The sequence below is a fragment of the Methylobacter tundripaludum SV96 genome (genome assembly GCF_000190755.2).
GTDB lineage: Bacteria > Pseudomonadota > Gammaproteobacteria > Methylococcales > Methylomonadaceae > Methylobacter_A > Methylobacter_A tundripaludum.
Genome location: NZ_JH109152.1, coordinates 173,687 through 188,850 on the forward strand (window position 1 = coordinate 173,687; position 15,164 = coordinate 188,850).

Annotated in this window: 16 protein-coding genes; 9 read left to right on the forward strand and 7 right to left on the reverse strand. The window is 48.6% G+C overall.

Going from position 1 to position 15,164, the window contains the following annotated elements; genetic code table 11:
* Positions 1-126: 126 nt before the first annotated feature.
* The 7 genes from hisD to METTU_RS00885 all read right to left on the reverse strand — a co-directional run bounded on the left by hisD (position 127) and on the right by METTU_RS00885 (position 6,353).
* The gene (gene hisD, locus METTU_RS00855) at positions 127-1,437 is read right to left on the reverse strand and encodes a histidinol dehydrogenase (RefSeq protein WP_006889400.1); all 1,311 of its coding nucleotides are present in this window, start codon (positions 1,435-1,437) and stop codon (positions 127-129) included.
* 474 nt (positions 1,438-1,911) lie between these two features.
* Positions 1,912-2,541 carry an ATP phosphoribosyltransferase gene (gene hisG / locus METTU_RS00860; protein WP_006889401.1) on the reverse strand — a complete coding sequence of 210 codons (630 nt, stop codon included), beginning with the start codon at positions 2,539-2,541 and terminating at the stop codon, positions 1,912-1,914.
* 9 nt (positions 2,542-2,550) lie between these two features.
* Positions 2,551-3,816 (reverse strand): UDP-N-acetylglucosamine 1-carboxyvinyltransferase, encoded by a 1,266-nt coding sequence (murA, locus tag METTU_RS00865; protein WP_006889402.1) that lies wholly within the window; start codon positions 3,814-3,816, stop codon positions 2,551-2,553.
* 91 nt (positions 3,817-3,907) lie between these two features.
* Positions 3,908-4,219, reverse strand: coding sequence for an STAS domain-containing protein (locus tag METTU_RS00870; RefSeq protein ID WP_006889403.1), 312 nt, complete (start codon positions 4,217-4,219; stop codon positions 3,908-3,910).
* Positions 4,216-4,683: an outer membrane lipid asymmetry maintenance protein MlaD gene (gene mlaD, locus METTU_RS00875; RefSeq protein WP_006889404.1), complete on the reverse strand. Its 468-nt coding sequence runs from the start codon at positions 4,681-4,683 to the stop codon at positions 4,216-4,218. Before mlaD ends, METTU_RS00870 begins: the two co-directional genes overlap by 4 nt.
* Before the next feature lies 1 nt (position 4,684).
* Entirely contained in the window at positions 4,685-5,467 is a 783-nt protein-coding gene (mlaE, locus tag METTU_RS00880; protein ID WP_006889405.1) for a lipid asymmetry maintenance ABC transporter permease subunit MlaE, read from the reverse strand.
* A gap of 58 nt (positions 5,468-5,525) precedes the next feature.
* Complete coding sequence (locus METTU_RS00885; protein ID WP_006889406.1) at positions 5,526-6,353, reverse strand: ATP-binding cassette domain-containing protein; 828 nt, start codon at positions 6,351-6,353, stop codon at positions 5,526-5,528.
* A 302-nt stretch (positions 6,354-6,655) separates the two neighbouring features.
* On the opposite strand from METTU_RS00885, the gene METTU_RS00890 reads away from it, so the two are divergent.
* The 9 genes from METTU_RS00890 (at position 6,656) to METTU_RS00930 (ending at position 15,103) form a co-directional block, all read left to right on the forward strand.
* Entirely contained in the window at positions 6,656-6,844 is a 189-nt protein-coding gene (locus tag METTU_RS00890) for a hypothetical protein (RefSeq protein ID WP_006889407.1), read from the forward strand.
* Entirely contained in the window at positions 6,829-7,137 is a 309-nt protein-coding gene (locus METTU_RS00895) for a type II toxin-antitoxin system RelE/ParE family toxin (RefSeq protein ID WP_006889408.1), read from the forward strand. The genes METTU_RS00890 and METTU_RS00895 overlap by 16 nt, the downstream gene beginning before the upstream one ends.
* A 15-nt stretch (positions 7,138-7,152) precedes the next feature.
* On the forward strand, positions 7,153-9,951 hold the full coding sequence (locus tag METTU_RS00900) for an Hsp70 family protein (protein ID WP_006889409.1): 2,799 nt from the start codon (positions 7,153-7,155) through the stop codon (positions 9,949-9,951).
* Positions 9,952-9,969: 18 nt separating this feature from the next.
* On the forward strand, positions 9,970-10,323 hold the full coding sequence (locus METTU_RS00905) for a hypothetical protein (protein WP_006889410.1): 354 nt from the start codon (positions 9,970-9,972) through the stop codon (positions 10,321-10,323).
* A gap of 133 nt (positions 10,324-10,456) precedes the next feature.
* Complete coding sequence (locus tag METTU_RS00910; protein WP_006889411.1) at positions 10,457-11,119, forward strand: hypothetical protein; 663 nt, start codon at positions 10,457-10,459, stop codon at positions 11,117-11,119.
* 51 nt (positions 11,120-11,170) lie between these two features.
* Entirely contained in the window at positions 11,171-11,428 is a 258-nt protein-coding gene (locus METTU_RS00915; RefSeq protein ID WP_040579493.1) for a type II toxin-antitoxin system Phd/YefM family antitoxin, read from the forward strand.
* A 56-nt stretch (positions 11,429-11,484) separates the two neighbouring features.
* Entirely contained in the window at positions 11,485-12,663 is a 1,179-nt protein-coding gene (locus tag METTU_RS00920; RefSeq protein ID WP_006889413.1) for a BaiN/RdsA family NAD(P)/FAD-dependent oxidoreductase, read from the forward strand.
* 180 nt (positions 12,664-12,843) lie between these two features.
* Positions 12,844-14,151, forward strand: coding sequence for an ISNCY family transposase (locus METTU_RS00925; protein ID WP_006889414.1), 1,308 nt, complete (start codon positions 12,844-12,846; stop codon positions 14,149-14,151).
* A gap of 160 nt (positions 14,152-14,311) precedes the next feature.
* Complete coding sequence (locus METTU_RS00930; RefSeq protein WP_006889415.1) at positions 14,312-15,103, forward strand: bestrophin-like domain; 792 nt, start codon at positions 14,312-14,314, stop codon at positions 15,101-15,103.
* Positions 15,104-15,164: the final 61 nt, after the last annotated feature.

The window sequence follows — 15,164 nt, forward strand, 5'->3', positions numbered from 1 at the left end:
GCGAAAGGCGAAAGGCGAAAGGCGAAAGGCGAAAGGCGAAAGGCGAAAGGCGAAAGGCGAAAGGCGAAAGGCTTGGCGCAAGCGGATGGTTCTTTTCGCCCTTGGCCCTTCGTCTTTAGCCTTCTTTTAGTCTGTTTTTATCCTATATTCCGCAGATCGCGCATGAGCAGTCAGGCTTTCGCCCCGCGCCAATATCGATGCGGTTTTGCCCAGCGTATCTGCGCCTGCTTGGGAGCAGTTGATCAAGCTGGAGCGTTTTTGGAAATCGTAAACACCCAACGGCGACGAGAACCGTGCGGTGCTGGAGGTCGGCAATACATGGTTGGGCCCGGCGCAGTAATCGCCTAAGGCTTCGGCAGTATAGCGGCCCATGAAAATAGCGCCCGCGTGGTGTATTTCCTCGCATAAGGCTTCCGGGTCTTCAACGGAAAGTTCCAAATGTTCAGGCGCAATAATATTGGCTACAACTGCGGCGATTTCTAAGTGATTAACTTTGATGAATGCGCCTCGGGTGGTCAGCGATGCCCTGATGATCTCTGCGCGTTCCATGGTCGGCAATAATTTGTTGATGCTTTGCTCAACAGCGTCCAGGTAAGATGCATCGGTGCTGATCAATATGGCCTGGGCATTTTCATCATGTTCGGCTTGAGAAAACATGTCCATCGCAATCCAGTCGGGATTGGTTTTTCCGTCGCAGATAATCAGGATTTCCGAAGGACCTGCAATCATGTCGATGCCGACTTGTCCGAATACCAGTTTTTTGGCGGTAGCCACATAGATATTGCCGGGGCCGACAATCTTTGCGACAGGCCGGAGGGTTTCCGTGCCGTAAGCCAGTGCCGCAACAGCTTGCGCTCCGCCCATTGTAAATACACGGTCGACACCGACCAGAGAGGCGGCTGCTAGCACCAGTTGATTGGTTTCACCGTGAGGCGCGGGCACCACCATGATCAGTTCGCCAACACCTGCGACTTTGGCTGGTATCGCATTCATCAACACCGAAGAAGGATAGGCGGCTTTTCCGCCCGGCACATAAAGCCCTACGCGGTCTAGCGGGGTAATTTTTTGCCCGAGCACTGTGCCGTCAGCCTCGGTGTATTGCCAGGATTCGATTTTTTGGTGTTCGGCATAAGCACGGATTCGGTCTGCGGCGGTTTGCAGTGCTTGAGCTTGTTCAGTAGGCAAACCGTTCCAGGCCGATTTGAGGATTTCCGGCGACAGTTCCAGCTCGGAAATTTGCGTGACGGAGCGGTGATCGAAGCGGTTGGTGTAGTCGATAACAGCCTTATCACCGTTGCTGCGGACATCGGCAATAATCGCCAAAACACGTTGGTGGATTTCCAGGTTGTCGGTTTTATCAAAGGCCAGCAAATCATGTAATTGCCGGAAAAAATCCGTTGATGAGGCATCGAGTCGGGTGATAGTTATGTCGGACATAAGATAACCAAAATTTTAGGGTGTGTTGATGTTATGTATTGTCCACGAAAGACACGAAAAACACGAAAAATCTTTAAAGCTTTATCGTTCTCACGCCGGAGCACTGATTGTTATGCACAAGTATTTTAGAGCACGTCATCCCGGCAGGGATTGCCGGGATCCACGACTGCACGGATGCAGGAGGTAGAGCACCAACAGTAGGCGCTTTAGGCGACGCAGGAGCAGTTGCCGAGAAGCCATGGATGGCAATACCGAAACAGACGCAAGTATCACGCGTGGATTGCCCCTGTAAAATCACGCGTTCACATCCCTGTGCTCTGGATTCCGGCAATCCCTGCCGGAATGACGGCGTACCTCAGGCACTTGTGTATAAAAATGAGAGCCGGAGCGTGGGAACGATGCACAAACCTTTTCGTGTCTTTCGTGTCGCTTAGAAGCGCCTACTTTTGGTTTTCGTGGACAATAAATGAATTATTAACCTCTTTTCGCAAGCGTCTTCTCAAACTGATCCAGCAGCGACTGAATCGCCTGATGCTTCATTTTCATTGCCGCTTTGTTGACCACCAGTCTGGAGCTGATGTTCATAATTAAATCGCGCGGTTCCAGGTCATTGGCCTTCAGCGTATTGCCGGTATCGACCAGGTCGACAATGCAATCGGAAAGACCGACCAGTGGCGCCAGTTCCATTGATCCGTACAGTTTGATGATCTCGGCCTGTATCCCTAAGCCGGCAAAATAGCGCTGGGTTATCTTAACGTATTTGGTCGCAACGCGAACCCGCCCTGCAATCGGGGGCGCATCTTTATGCGCTGCGGTCATTAACCGGCAACAGGCGATGTTCAAATCCAACGGTTCATACAGGCTTTCAGCGCCGTGCTCCAACAGGATGTCTTTTCCGGCGATGCCCATGTCGGCCGCGCCATATTCAACAAACGTCGGTACATCGGTAGCGCGGATAATGACCAGCTGAACGTCATCGCGGGTGGTTCGTAAAATCAGTTTGCGGCAGGTAAGAGGATCATCAATCGGCGTGATGCCCGCCTCTGCCAATAAGGGCAGGGCGTCTTCATAAATCCGGCCTTTAGATACGGCGATAGTAATCATAGTCAAACCTTATCTTGGGACGCGGCGTATCGTCGCACCCAATTGAGAGAGTTTTTCTTCGATGTGATCATAACCCCGGTCGATATGATAAATGCGGTCAACCAACGTATCGCCTTCGGCCACCAGCGCGGCTATCACAAGACTTGCCGAAGCTCTTAAATCGGTCGCCATAACCGGTGCGCCGGTCAGTTTTTTAACGCCGGTGCAGATGGCGGTATTCGACTCCAGCTTAATGTCGGCACCCATGCGCTGCAATTCCTGAACATGCATGAAGCGATTTTCAAAAACCGTTTCAGTAATAATGCCCACGCCGTCGGCGATCGCATTCATGGCGGTGAATTGCGCCTGCATATCGGTCGGGAAGGCCGGGTAAGGCGAAGTCCGGACCGAAACAGCCTTGGGCTTGTTGCCGTGCATATCCAGTTTGATCCAATCTTCGCCGGTGGTGATTTCAGCGCCGGCTTCAACCAGTTTTTCCAGCACTGCGTCAAGAATATCAGGACGGGTGTTTTTAAGCTTGATGCTTCCGCCGGTAATTGCCGCAGCAATCAGGTAGGTGCCGGTTTCGATACGGTCGGGAAGGATGTCGTAGTGGATGCTTTCGACACCCAGCTTTTCAACGCCTTCAATGACCAGTACGTCGGTGCCTATGCCGGTGATTTTTGCGCCCATTTTGTTAAGAAAGTGGGCCAAATCGGTGACTTCAGGTTCCTTGGCGGCATTTTCAATAATCGTGGTGCCTTCGGCCAGAGCGGCTGCCATCAGCAGGTTTTCGGTACCGGTAACGGTGATCTGTTCCAGAACCAGGCGACAGCCTTTAAGCCGGGTCGCTTTGGCATGGATAAAACCGTTTTCGACGGTAATATCGGCGCCCATCTTCATCAGGCCGCTAAGGTGAATGTCAACCGGGCGGGAGCCGATAGCGCAGCCGCCGGGTAATGACACATGGGCTTCGCCGAATCGAGCGACTAAAGGCCCTAATACCAGTATTGAAGCGCGCATGGTTCTGACCAGCTCATAAGGCGCTACAAAACTGTTGATGGTGCTGGAATCGACTTCGATATTCATTTTCTCGTCGACAGTGAGATGAACACCCATGCGACCCAGCAATTCCATGGTGGTGGTGATGTCATGAAGATGCGGTATGTTGCCGACGCTAACCGGCGATTCCGAGAGCAATGTGGCTGCCAGAATCGGTAAGGCGGCATTTTTGGCGCCGGAGATACGCAGTTCTCCGGAGAGTCGTGCGCCGCCGGTAATAATTAGTTTGTCCATATCAATCTTAAGGCTAAGGGCTAAGGGCTAAGGGCTAAGGGAAAGTGCTCGGCTTTTTGCGCCTTTAGCCTTTCGTCTTTAGCCTTCTCTATTAATCGGTTTGAATTGCAAAATGGCTCGTTTGATCAAAGCCGCTGAGTTTGGCAAGGTTGAGCAATTGCTCGGGAATATTTTTGAAGCTTAATTGCGTTCTATTCTGCCGAGAATATTTTATCCATTCAATCATTAACGCGAGTCCAGCGCTGTCTGTATTGGATACGCGGCTCAGATCGATGGTGATTTCTTTCGCCGCTTTTAAGAAAGAAAATGACTTGAGCGTCTGTTTGTCGATGGTGGCAAAGGTCAAGTCGCCATCAATAACAAAGTGCCCGTTACTTTCTTTAATAATATTCAGTTGACTCACTTTTTTTCTTCCGCAGACTTAAACAGGAATTGGCCGAGCGCCTTTTCCAGGATAATGGCAGACTGGGTGATTTCGATTTTTCCGCCGTCTTTTAAATGCTCCTCCGAACCGCCCGCTTCCAGGTTGACGTATTGTTCACCTAACAGACCTGCGGTAAAAACACTGGCGGTGGTGTCGTCGGGAAGCGTATTGTATTGCGAGTCAATACTCAGTTGTACGACAGATTCATAGGTTTTAGGGTCGAAGTGAATGGCGCTGACCTTGCCGATTTTAACGCCGGCCGCTGAAACGGGCGATTTAACCTTCAAACCGCCGGAGTTTTCAAAGCGGGCGGTAACCGTGTAACTATTCTGTTCGGTAAAAGAACTTAAATTACTCACTTGCAAGGCAAGAAAAAATAACCCGACTATGCCGGCAGCGACAAAGAGTCCGACAAGCGTGTCCTGGGTACTGGTGTGTTGCATGTTAATGATCTCCAAACATGAGTGTGGTCAGAATAAAATCAAGACCTAAAATACTAAAAGCTGAATTAACGACGGTACGCGTGGTGGCTCGACTGACCCCTTCCGAAGTCGGGATTGCATCATAACCTTCAAACAACGCTATCCAGGAAGCGACAAAGCCGAACACGATGCTTTTGATGACGCCATTGATAATGTCATCCTGAAAATCCAGTTTGGCTTGCATTTGCGACCAGTAAGCGCCTTCGTCAACGCCTAACAAGCCTGAACCAACCAATTGTCCGCCGATGATGCCTACTGCGCTGAACAGTGCGGCAAGTAAGGGCATGGATAAGAATCCGGCCAAAAAGCGCGGAGAAATAATGCGCTTGATCGGGTCGACGGCCATCATTTCCATGCCCGACAGCTGCTCGGTCGCTTTCATCAAGCCAATTTCCGCCGTTAACGCGGAACCGGCCCGGCCTGCGAATAAAAGCGCTGAAACGACGGGCCCGAGTTCCCTGACCAAAGAGGCTGCAACCATGACGCCCAGGGATTCTTCCGCACCAAAATCGGAGAGTGTGTAATAGCCCTGCAGGCCCAGAACCATACCGACAAACAGACCCGAAATGGTGATAATCAGAAAGGATAACACGCCGATCGAATGCATTTGGTTAAGCAGTAGTCTTGGGCGGGGTAACACGCTGAGTACGCCGGACATAGTTTGTAACAGGAAAAACGTGCCGCGCCCAAGCTTGGTGAAACTGGTGCGGGTCTTTATGCCCAATTGCTGTAGAAATTCAATCATTTTAAATTAGGGTTTAAGGTTCAGGGTACAAGGCTAAAGGCAAAAAAACCTTGAATCTTTAATAACGTTTTCCTGTTGACAACAAATCATCAACATAATCTTTTGCCGGATAATGAAAATGCGCCGGGCCGTCAGCAGCGCCGGTCATGAACTGTTGCACCCAATCGGATTCGGATTGTTCAATTTCCTTAGGTGTGCCTTGTCCGACAATTTTGCCTTCTGCAATGACATAAATATAATCGGCTATCGCCGCTGTTTCCTGAACATCATGGGAAACGACGATACTGGTTAGCCCCAGGATAGTATTCAACGACTTGATAAGATGAACCAATGCGCCCTTGGAAATGGGGTCCTGGCCGGTAAACGGTTCATCGTACATGATCATCATCGGATCCAGCGCAATCGCCCTGGCCAGGGCGATACGCCTGGCCATGCCGCCGGAAAGTTCATTAGGCATCAGGCTGCGCGCCCCTCTCAAGCCTACCGCCTGCAATTTCATCAGCACCAAGGTGCGAATCATCGATTCGGGAAGATGGGTATGTTCGCGCAACGGAAAAGCAACGTTATCAAAGACGTTCATATCCGTTAACAACGCGCCGCTTTGGAACAACATGCCCATGCGTTTACGCAGATTGTACAGGTCTGAGCGGCGTAAGCGGTGGACATTGTTGCCATCGACGATAATAGTGCCTTGCTCGGGAAACAATTGTCCGCCGATCAGTTTTAACAGCGTCGTTTTACCCGTGCCGCTAGGCCCCATGATGGCCGTAATTTTACCGCGCTCAAACTCCAGTGAAATATCGTCAAATATTTTCTTGTTGCCGCGAGAAAACGACAAGTTTTGGACAGAAACCAGACTGTTTTGCGGGGAGACGCTGTTATCCATGCGTAATCAGGGCTAATAATTAGAAATTAAACGGACTATTTTCTATGACTACTCCCTGTTAAGTCAATCTATTGTGCTGCTTGTCTCTTGGCAATGATTTTGTAAGGTTGAATTTACTTGAACCTTTTGGATATTCGACCAATAGGTCTTTCAAGATTGTCTGCTGGGTTGGTGTAGTAACCGTCATCTACATAGTTGGGATGTAAATCTAAAATATTTCGTGTATCCTTTTTTAGTAACTGGCGTTGCACCCAAAGGTCACGGAGTTATTAATCGTTGCCTGATGACTGAAGAGACAAAAAATGAATACAGCAATTACCGAAGTAAAGTCTTTACTGGAAAGACTGCCGGAAGATAGCACTTACGAAGACATTCAATATCACTTGTATGTGGTAGAAAAAATTCGCCGCGGTATTGGTCGGGCAGAAGTAGAAGGAACCCTGAGCCAGGATGATGTAGAGCTGAAATTCGGTCAATGGCATACAAAGTAAGCTGGTCGCCGGAAGCAATAGAAGATCTGCAATCAATCGCAGACTATATTGCAAAGGACTCCCGCGTTTATGCGCAGTCGGTTATAGCAAGAGTCTTTGATGTTTCCAGAAGCCTTGCTTCGCATCCATTAATTGGTCGGATTGTTCCCGAGATTGGGGTAGCCGAAATCAGGGAGCGATTCGTTTACAGTTATCGGCTTATTTATCAGATAGAGGGCAATGAAATTCTTATTGTCGCTGTTATTCACGGCAAAAGATTGATTGAAAATATCTCAGACCGTTTAGAATCATAAAACTGCAATATCATTGTGAAAAATCCTAATTTAAACTATTTAGTCGGTATCGATCTTGGCACTACGCATACCGTTGTCGCTTACGCCAAAGCCGATAATACCCAGCAGGAAATACAAATTTTCCAAATCGAGCAGTTGATAGCTCCCGGTCAAGTTGCCGCAAGGCCGTTGTTGCCGTCGGTCCGTTATCATCCGGCATCCGGCGAATTGTCCGAGGCCGATCTTGCATTTCCCAGCGGAACGCCGTCAGAAACTGAAACCGCCGTTATCGGCGAGGCCGCGCGTCTGTTGGGCGCTAAAACCAAAGGGCGATTTGTCACCAGCGCCAAAAGCTGGCTGTCGCATCCGTCTGTTGATCATGGCGCGGACATTCTGCCGTGGGGCAGTAGCGATGACATCAGCAAGGTTTCGCCTATAGCGGCCAGCGCAAGCTATCTGTCGCACATTCGTACGGTCTGGGGGCATCAATTTCCCGATGCACCGCTGGAAAAACAGGATATTGTGATTACCGTTCCCGCTTCGTTCGATGAGGCGGCCAGGTCCCTGACGCTGGAGGCGGCGCGGCTTGCGGGGTTGCCTAATGTCCGGCTGCTGGAAGAGCCCCAGGCGGTTTGCTACGACTGGTTAAGACGCAATACCGGAACCATTAAGCAGGCGCTGGCTAATGTGCATCTGCTGCTGGTTTGCGATGTCGGCGGCGGCACCACCGATTTAACGCTGATCAAAGTAGAGCAGGGCGAGCAGGAACCTAAATTAACCCGCATCGGGGTCGGCGATCATTTAATGCTGGGCGGCGATAATATCGACTTGGCCTTGGCGCATCTTGCGGAAAGTCGCCTGGGTAACGACGAAAAGCGCCTGTCGGCGGCGGATTTGTCGCAATTGATCGAGCAATGCCGAATCGCTAAAGAGCGCTTGCTGGCAGAAGATGGGCCGGAGCAAATCAACGTCACCTTGCTGGGCGGCGGTTCCAAGCTGATCGGCGGTTCCCGTTCTGTTGCACTGTCTAAGGATGAAGTCAGGAAAATTGCATTGGACGGCTTTTTCCCGTTGTCAGGATTGGATGATTTGCCCGACCGGAAACGTAGCGGCGTGGTCGAGTTCGGCTTGCCGTACGCCGCCGAACCTGCGGTCAGCAAACATATCGCGGCGTTTTTAAAGCTGCACAGCGCCGCGTCCCGCGAGGCCTTCGCCATGGATGCTGCATATACATCCATAGCTATAGGGGCGGGCAGCGTACCCGATGCATTGCTGCTTAACGGCGGGGTGTTTCGCAGTCAGCCGATTACCCGGCGCCTTGTCGATTTAATCCAGTCATGGCGGTCCAGTCCGCCGGTATTGCTGGAAAATAAGCATCCCGAACTGTCCGTCGCTTTCGGGGCGGTCAGTTATGCGATTGCGAGGCGCGATAAGAAACTCAAGATTGGCGGCGGTTCGGCGCGCAGTTATTTCCTGCTGGTCGATACCGACGATTCCACCGCACAGCAAGGCATTTGCATCCTGCCCAAAGGCAGCGAAGAAGGCGACGAAGTCATCCTGAAAGACCGGCGTTTTGCGTTGCGCTTAGGCGTGCCGGTACGCTTTCACTTGGTTTCATTGTCCGGCGATGGCGATTTTAAACCGGGCGATGTGACTGAAATTACCGACCTGTTTCATTCCCTGCCGCCGCTGGCCGTAGCATTTGAAGGCGATACGGGCAAGCCGAACGACGAGGTTATCGTCGAACTGGCGGTTACCCAAACCGAAGTCGGTACGCTTAAAATTCAATGCATTGCTGCTGAAGACAGCAATCAGCGTTGGGATGTTGAATTTCAAATCAGGAAAAAGGCGGCCGGTTTGCAAACGGACGCCGCGCTGCCCGGCAATTTCAATCAGATTGCCGAACAGATACAGGCTGTTTTCGGCGCTAAATCCAGGCAGATTGACCCCAAAGCGGTCAAAAGCCTGCGCGCCGATTTGGAAAAACTCACCGGTATTGCTCGTACCGAATGGACGACGCCCTTATTAAGAGCCATGTTCGGCACTTTGCTGGAGGGAGCGAAATATCAGCGCCGCTCCGAAAATCACGAACGCGTCTGGCTGAGCCTAGCCGGTTTTTGTTTACGGCCCGGTTTCGGTTATCCGCTGGATGACTGGCGCGTCGAGCAGTTATGGAAAAATTATTCGCAAGGCATTCAGTTTGTTAACGAAACCCAAAACTGGACCGAATGGTGGACGCTGTGGCGTCGGATTTCCGGAGGCCTGGATGCGGCGGCGCAGGAGAAGATTTTTGCCGATATTGCAAAATTCCTGAATCCTGCTGCGGCAAGACAACCCGGTGTTGCCAAGCAAATCAAAAACCGCGGTTACGACGACATGGTGCGGCTGGCCGCGGTTCTGGAACGCCTGCCGGGCGCCAAGAAAATACAGCTGGGTGAATGGCTGCTAAAGCGCCTGGAAAAAGCCGGCGAGCCCAGTCAGACCTGGTGGGCGGTCGGACGTATCGGGGCAAGAATGCCGTTTCACGGCAGCAGTCATAATGTCATTCCTGCGGACATCGTCTGTCTGTGGCTAAGACAGATGTTGGCGGTAGACTGGAAGAAAATCCCGCAGGCAGGCTTTGCCGCTACACTCATTGCGCGTATGAGCGGCGACAGGGCGCGAGATATTGATGACGCTATGCGGCGGCAGATCATCGAAAAACTGAAGCTGAGCAAAGCGCCCGCATCCTGGATCGACATGGTCGAGCAGGTGAAAGAGCTGGACGAAAAAGAAGAAAAACAGATTTTTGGCGAAGCATTGCCGCCGGGATTAAAACTCATCAATGAAGCGTAACATTTAAAGAAGGGAACAATGAAGTTAGTCAGCATCGTCATCATCGCAGGGCTTATCCTGCTGTATTTTATAGATTCGGCATTTAAACTTAATCCGTTTAATTCGGAAATGTTAATTCACAGTGGCCTGAGGTTTTTGACCGGCTTTCTGGTTCTCGGCATCGGGGTTTTTTATGCTCATCAAATCAGTCTCAAATTTGCGATTTGTCTTGTATTAGCGCTGGCTTTGGCCGATGACATCTGGGATTACACCCGAGATATTAATAGTTTTAACTTTGAAATCATGCTGCACAGCATTTATATGATGTTATGGGGCTCTGTGATGGGGTATGTGCTGATGAAGCAGTGGCTGGATGGGCGTAGGCCGGAATAAGGCCATCCAAGCGTAGCGCGTGGTGGCGTTTCCGGCGAATCCGGGTGGTGCGCCGGAAACGTCTGTTTTCACTTATACTCAAAATAGGCTTATTCCAGTTAACATGCTAAATACAATTTGATGGAAAACATAGATGGAAATTGAAGAAAAAGTACGAAAAAAATTTAAGACCTTAATAAAAAAAGGTGACCAGCTAAAACATGGGAATGAAAATAACCACGTTTGTAGCATTGAACATCAACAAGAATGTACTGGATGGCTTGCGTCGACTCACAATCTCGTACATTTGGTATTAAAAAGCCCAAGCAACCCGTATAGAGTATCGATAGATCAAATATGCACTAGACGAGGGTTCAATAGTAATCAGTTTGTAGGTACAGCCAACGTAATCCTAAAGTCATTATTGAAGGATATCGACTTGGGCTTATTGTCCTCTATTGAAAATCAAACCAAAGCTTCTGTTTTCGATGATTTTTTAGATCATGCGAAAGAATACTTAAGACGAAAACATAAAAACGAAGCAGGAGTAATTGCCGGTGTTGTTTTCGAGGACACCTTACGAAATATTTATCGAAAAATGATAGATTCCGCAGAGAAAGGTAAGACCTTAGAAACATTAATTGTTGATCTTGTTCATGAGGAAATATTGACCCAAACGAAAGCAAAGAGGGCAAGAGTTGCCGCACATGTACGTACAAAAGCAACACATGCCCAATGGGATGAATTCGATCTAAAAGATGTCGATACTACAATCGATTTTACTGAAGAATTGATACTTAAGTATTTAGAGTATTAAATCCATGTAGGGTATGCTGTGCGTACCTTTCGGCTTATTTTAGGACTGCCTGTGCAACCAATTTTAGCTTCATTTACTGCAAATATTTCCAAATTCAAGAAAAATCCAATAGCTTTGTTAAATCAAGCTAATGGTGAGGTTGTCGCTATTTTAAATCACAATCATCCAACGGCTTATCTTGTTCCAGCTGAGCAACATGAGCAGCTCATGGAAAGATTAGAGGATTATGAGTTGGGTGAAATAGTAACGGTAAGGCAATCAGAAAAAGCACAAGCACAAGCCATTGAAGTTGAGTTGGATGACTTATAAATTAAAATTTTCCTCGTTTCCACGCACCGTCCATAACAACCTTTTAATGGAAACCCATGTCTGACACAGATGTCATTATTATCGGCGCAGGCGCATCGGGTCTGATGTGCGCAATCGAGGCGGGCAAGCGCGGCCGTAAGGTGCTGGTTCTGGATCACGCCAACAAGGCCGGGAAAAAAATCCTGATGTCCGGCGGCGGACGCTGCAATTTCACCAATTATTCCATCGAGCCGGGTAACTATATTTCGCACAACCCGCATTTTTGCAAGTCGGCGCTGAGCCGCTATACCCAGTGGGATTTTCTGGCGTTAATCGGGCGCTACCAAATTCCTTTTCATGAACGGGATCACGGCCAGTTGTTCTGCAATGACAGCGCCAAAGATATTCTGGAACTGTTGTTGGCGGAATGTAACAAGGTTGGCGTGGTTGTGCAGTTGAATACCCATATCGATTCAGTTGAGCGATTGACTGACTTGTTTCATCTTAAAACAAACAACGGCAATTTTTCCTGTCAGTCCTTAGTGATTGCGACAGGGGGCTTGTCGATACCCAAAATGGGCGCGACGCCTCTGGGTTATAAAATTGCCGAGCAATTCGGCATTAAGGTATTGCCTACCAGTGCAGCATTGGTTCCGTTTACCTTGCAGCCGGAAGATAAAGAAAAATTCTCGGCGTTATCGGGCATTGCCGTGCCTTGCGTGGTTAGCAATAACAGGCAGAGTTTCAGTGAAAATGTCTTGTTTACGCATCGCGGTTTGAGCGGTCCGGCGATTTTGCAGATTTCATCCTACTGGCGCGCCGGAGAAGAGATTGTTATTAACTTGCTGCCGCAGGTGAATCTGGAAACAGAGCTGAAATCGAAGCGTCAGCAAAAGGTCAAGAACAAGTTAAAAACGATTTTGGAAGGCTATTTGCCCAAACGGCTGGTCAGTAGTTTTCTGTCTGATGATTTGCTGGAAAGGTCATTGCAGGATTTGTCCGACAAACAGATTCAGCGGGTTGCAGATCAGTTGCACTGTTGGACAATTAAACCTAATGGCACTGAAGGCTATCGCACCGCTGAAGTAACTTCCGGCGGGGTTGACTGCGACGCGGTTTCTTCCAAAACCATGGAAAGCAAGCAGGTTCAGGGGCTTTATTTTGTTGGCGAAGTGCTGGACGTAACCGGTTGGCTGGGCGGCTACAATTTTCAGTGGGCGTGGTCATCAGCCTGGTGCGCAGGGCAATACTGTTGATTCAAACCGCTCTCAATCGTTCGTCCTGATGCGTCGTGAGTTTGGCGAATATCAATCAGCACATCATGTGAACTCACTGTAAGCGCAATATAGTAATGTCCTGTTTTAGCAAAGTAGAAATGTCCTCTCCGGTGTAAATTTACAGTTTTTTGTAAATTTACACCATGGATAACGACAGCTATGCAGGACATCATTACTATGAGCAACAAAGAATTACATCGCATAGAAATTCTACAAAAATTGATTGATAAACGGCTATTCGAACATGAAGCTGCCAAGCAATTAGGTTTGAGCGTTCGCCAGATCAGGCGGTTAAGAAAAGCGTATAAAGCTAATGGAGCCATAGGTGTTGTCAGCAAGAAACGCGGTAATCCAAGTAATCACAAGTATCCAGACTCGATTAAAGAATTGGCCATAGCTTATGTCAAACAATACTACGTTGATTTTAAGCCAACTTTTGCCTGTGAAAAATTAAGTGAAAACCATGAGCTAACTATTTCTCGGGAAACGTTACGAAAATGGATGATTGATGCGGAATTATGGATACCCCAAAGTAGTCGGTTAAAACGCGTCCACCAGCCTCGTAATAGACGTGAATGCTTTGGTGAGCTAATACAGATTGACGGCTCGCCACATGACTGGTTTGAAGGCAGAGCGCCTAAATGCACACTTCTTGTTTATATCGATGATGCAACGGGGAAACTCATGGAATGCCAATTTGTAAAATCAGAGTCAACGTTCACTTATTTTGATTCCACTCGCCGATATTTAGAGAAGCATGGCAAGCCCGTTGCGTTTTATAGTGATAAACACTGCGTATTTCGTGTTAATAAAACAGGTGAATTAGGTGGTGATGGTGTCACTCAATTTGGAAGAGCCTTAACCGAATTGAACATTGATATTATTTGCGCCAATACGCCGCAGGCCAAAGGCCGCGTTGAACGTGTCAATAGAACCCTGCAAGATCGTTTGATTAAAGAAATGCGGCTTATGAATATTTCTGGTGCCGAACAAGGAAATCAATTCTTGCCGGAATTTATGGATAAATTTAACAAACAGTTTGGAGTGGAATCAGTTGATTCCAAGAATATGCACCGTGAATTGCTGCCTCATGAAGAATTAAATGAAATTTTTTCATGGCAGGAAAATAGAACTTTGTCTAAAAATCTAACCCTGCAATACGACAAGGCACTCTACCTGATTGAGGATTCAATTGATAACAGAAGCCTGGCCCGGAATAAAGTGACCGTTTATGAATACTTCGATGGCACAATAAAAATCAAATGTGACAATCGCGAGCTCCCCTACCGCATATTCGATAAAATCAAAAAAATCGATCAAGGGGAAATAGTAAGTAATAAGCGATTGGGAGCGGTTCTAAATTTCATCAAAGAAAAACAGGATAAAAATGATGAAAAACGCAGTGCGGGCGCTCCATCAAGACAACACTTGGGCGAAGTGAGCACCACAATAATTAGAAATGGATGAAAACCCCACCTCCTCCTGATCGTGAGTAAAATTGGGTAGTGGAAAAAGAAAACCAATACAGGGGACACTTCTACTTTGCAGCATAGAGGACATTTCTAAATTGCGTTTACACTCACTATAAGAATCTTTTAGTCAAATAGATACCGGGGAAGAATGACTCATGTTTTATTGGATATATGATATTTCGAACGGATACTTGGCCGGGCTGGTGTGCTTGGTCTGCCTGGGCTATACCTGGCTTGGTCTTCTGGTTTTAAGGCCGTGGATACGGAAGTGGCTTGGACCTGAACCCGGAGAAAATGAGTTTGTCAGCTACTTTCTTTCCTCGTACGGTGTTTTCTACGGCCTGATGCTCGGCTTGGTCGCCGTGGCCACATACCAGGACTACAGAGATGTAGACAGTAGCGTGGCAAGGGAGGTGTCGAGCCTTGCCGCGATTTACCGGGATGTTTCCAGCTATCCTGAGCCGGTCCGGAGCAACTACCAGAACCATATCCGCGAATATGTTCGTTACGTGATCGAGGAGGAATGGCCTGCCCATCAACGAGGGATCATCCCTGCGGGAGGTACGACGCGTATCACGAATTTTCAGCTAGACCTGTTTGCGTTCCAGCCGAAGACTAAGGCTGAGGAAATTGTGCATGTGGAGGCAATCCGGCAGTTCAACGTTTTTATCGAAGCTCAATCGGCTCGGCTGCAAAGTGTTACGACCGGATTGCCCGAGATACTCTGGTATGTGGTAGCGATTGGCGCGGCATTAAACCTCGCCCTGATCTGGATGTTCTCGATCAACCGGTTCTCGGTTCATCTGGTTTTATCCGGTATTCTCTCGGTGTTCGTCGGTCTGATGTTGTTCTTCATCGCCTCAATGGACAACCCTTTTCGGGGAGCGGTAAGCATTACCCCCGAGGCTTACCAGATGGTGCAAAAAAGATTGATGATCCCGCAGTAGCGGTCTGATCTTTAGTGCGATGGGCTTTTGAGGGTACGAAGCCCATCGATAGAGTTACAAG

Excerpts from the sequence above, each read along its gene's own strand:
- hisD (WP_006889400.1), bottom strand. The coding sequence starts at position 1,437 with ATGTCCGACATAACTATCACCCGACTCGATGCCTCATCAACGGATTTT.
- hisG (WP_006889401.1), bottom strand. The coding sequence starts at position 2,541 with ATGATTACTATCGCCGTATCTAAAGGCCGGATTTATGAAGACGCCCTG.
- murA (WP_006889402.1), bottom strand. The coding sequence starts at position 3,816 with ATGGACAAACTAATTATTACCGGCGGCGCACGACTCTCCGGAGAACTG.
- mlaD (WP_006889404.1), bottom strand. The coding sequence starts at position 4,683 with ATGCAACACACCAGTACCCAGGACACGCTTGTCGGACTCTTTGTCGCT.
- mlaE (WP_006889405.1), bottom strand. The coding sequence starts at position 5,467 with ATGATTGAATTTCTACAGCAATTGGGCATAAAGACCCGCACCAGTTTC.
- METTU_RS00885 (WP_006889406.1), bottom strand. The coding sequence starts at position 6,353 with ATGGATAACAGCGTCTCCCCGCAAAACAGTCTGGTTTCTGTCCAAAAC.
- METTU_RS00890 (WP_006889407.1), top strand. The coding sequence starts at position 6,656 with ATGAATACAGCAATTACCGAAGTAAAGTCTTTACTGGAAAGACTGCCG.
- METTU_RS00895 (WP_006889408.1), top strand. The coding sequence starts at position 6,829 with ATGGCATACAAAGTAAGCTGGTCGCCGGAAGCAATAGAAGATCTGCAA.
- METTU_RS00905 (WP_006889410.1), top strand. The coding sequence starts at position 9,970 with ATGAAGTTAGTCAGCATCGTCATCATCGCAGGGCTTATCCTGCTGTAT.
- METTU_RS00910 (WP_006889411.1), top strand. The coding sequence starts at position 10,457 with ATGGAAATTGAAGAAAAAGTACGAAAAAAATTTAAGACCTTAATAAAA.
- METTU_RS00920 (WP_006889413.1), top strand. The coding sequence starts at position 11,485 with ATGTCTGACACAGATGTCATTATTATCGGCGCAGGCGCATCGGGTCTG.
- METTU_RS00925 (WP_006889414.1), top strand. The coding sequence starts at position 12,844 with ATGCAGGACATCATTACTATGAGCAACAAAGAATTACATCGCATAGAA.
- METTU_RS00930 (WP_006889415.1), top strand. The coding sequence starts at position 14,312 with ATGTTTTATTGGATATATGATATTTCGAACGGATACTTGGCCGGGCTG.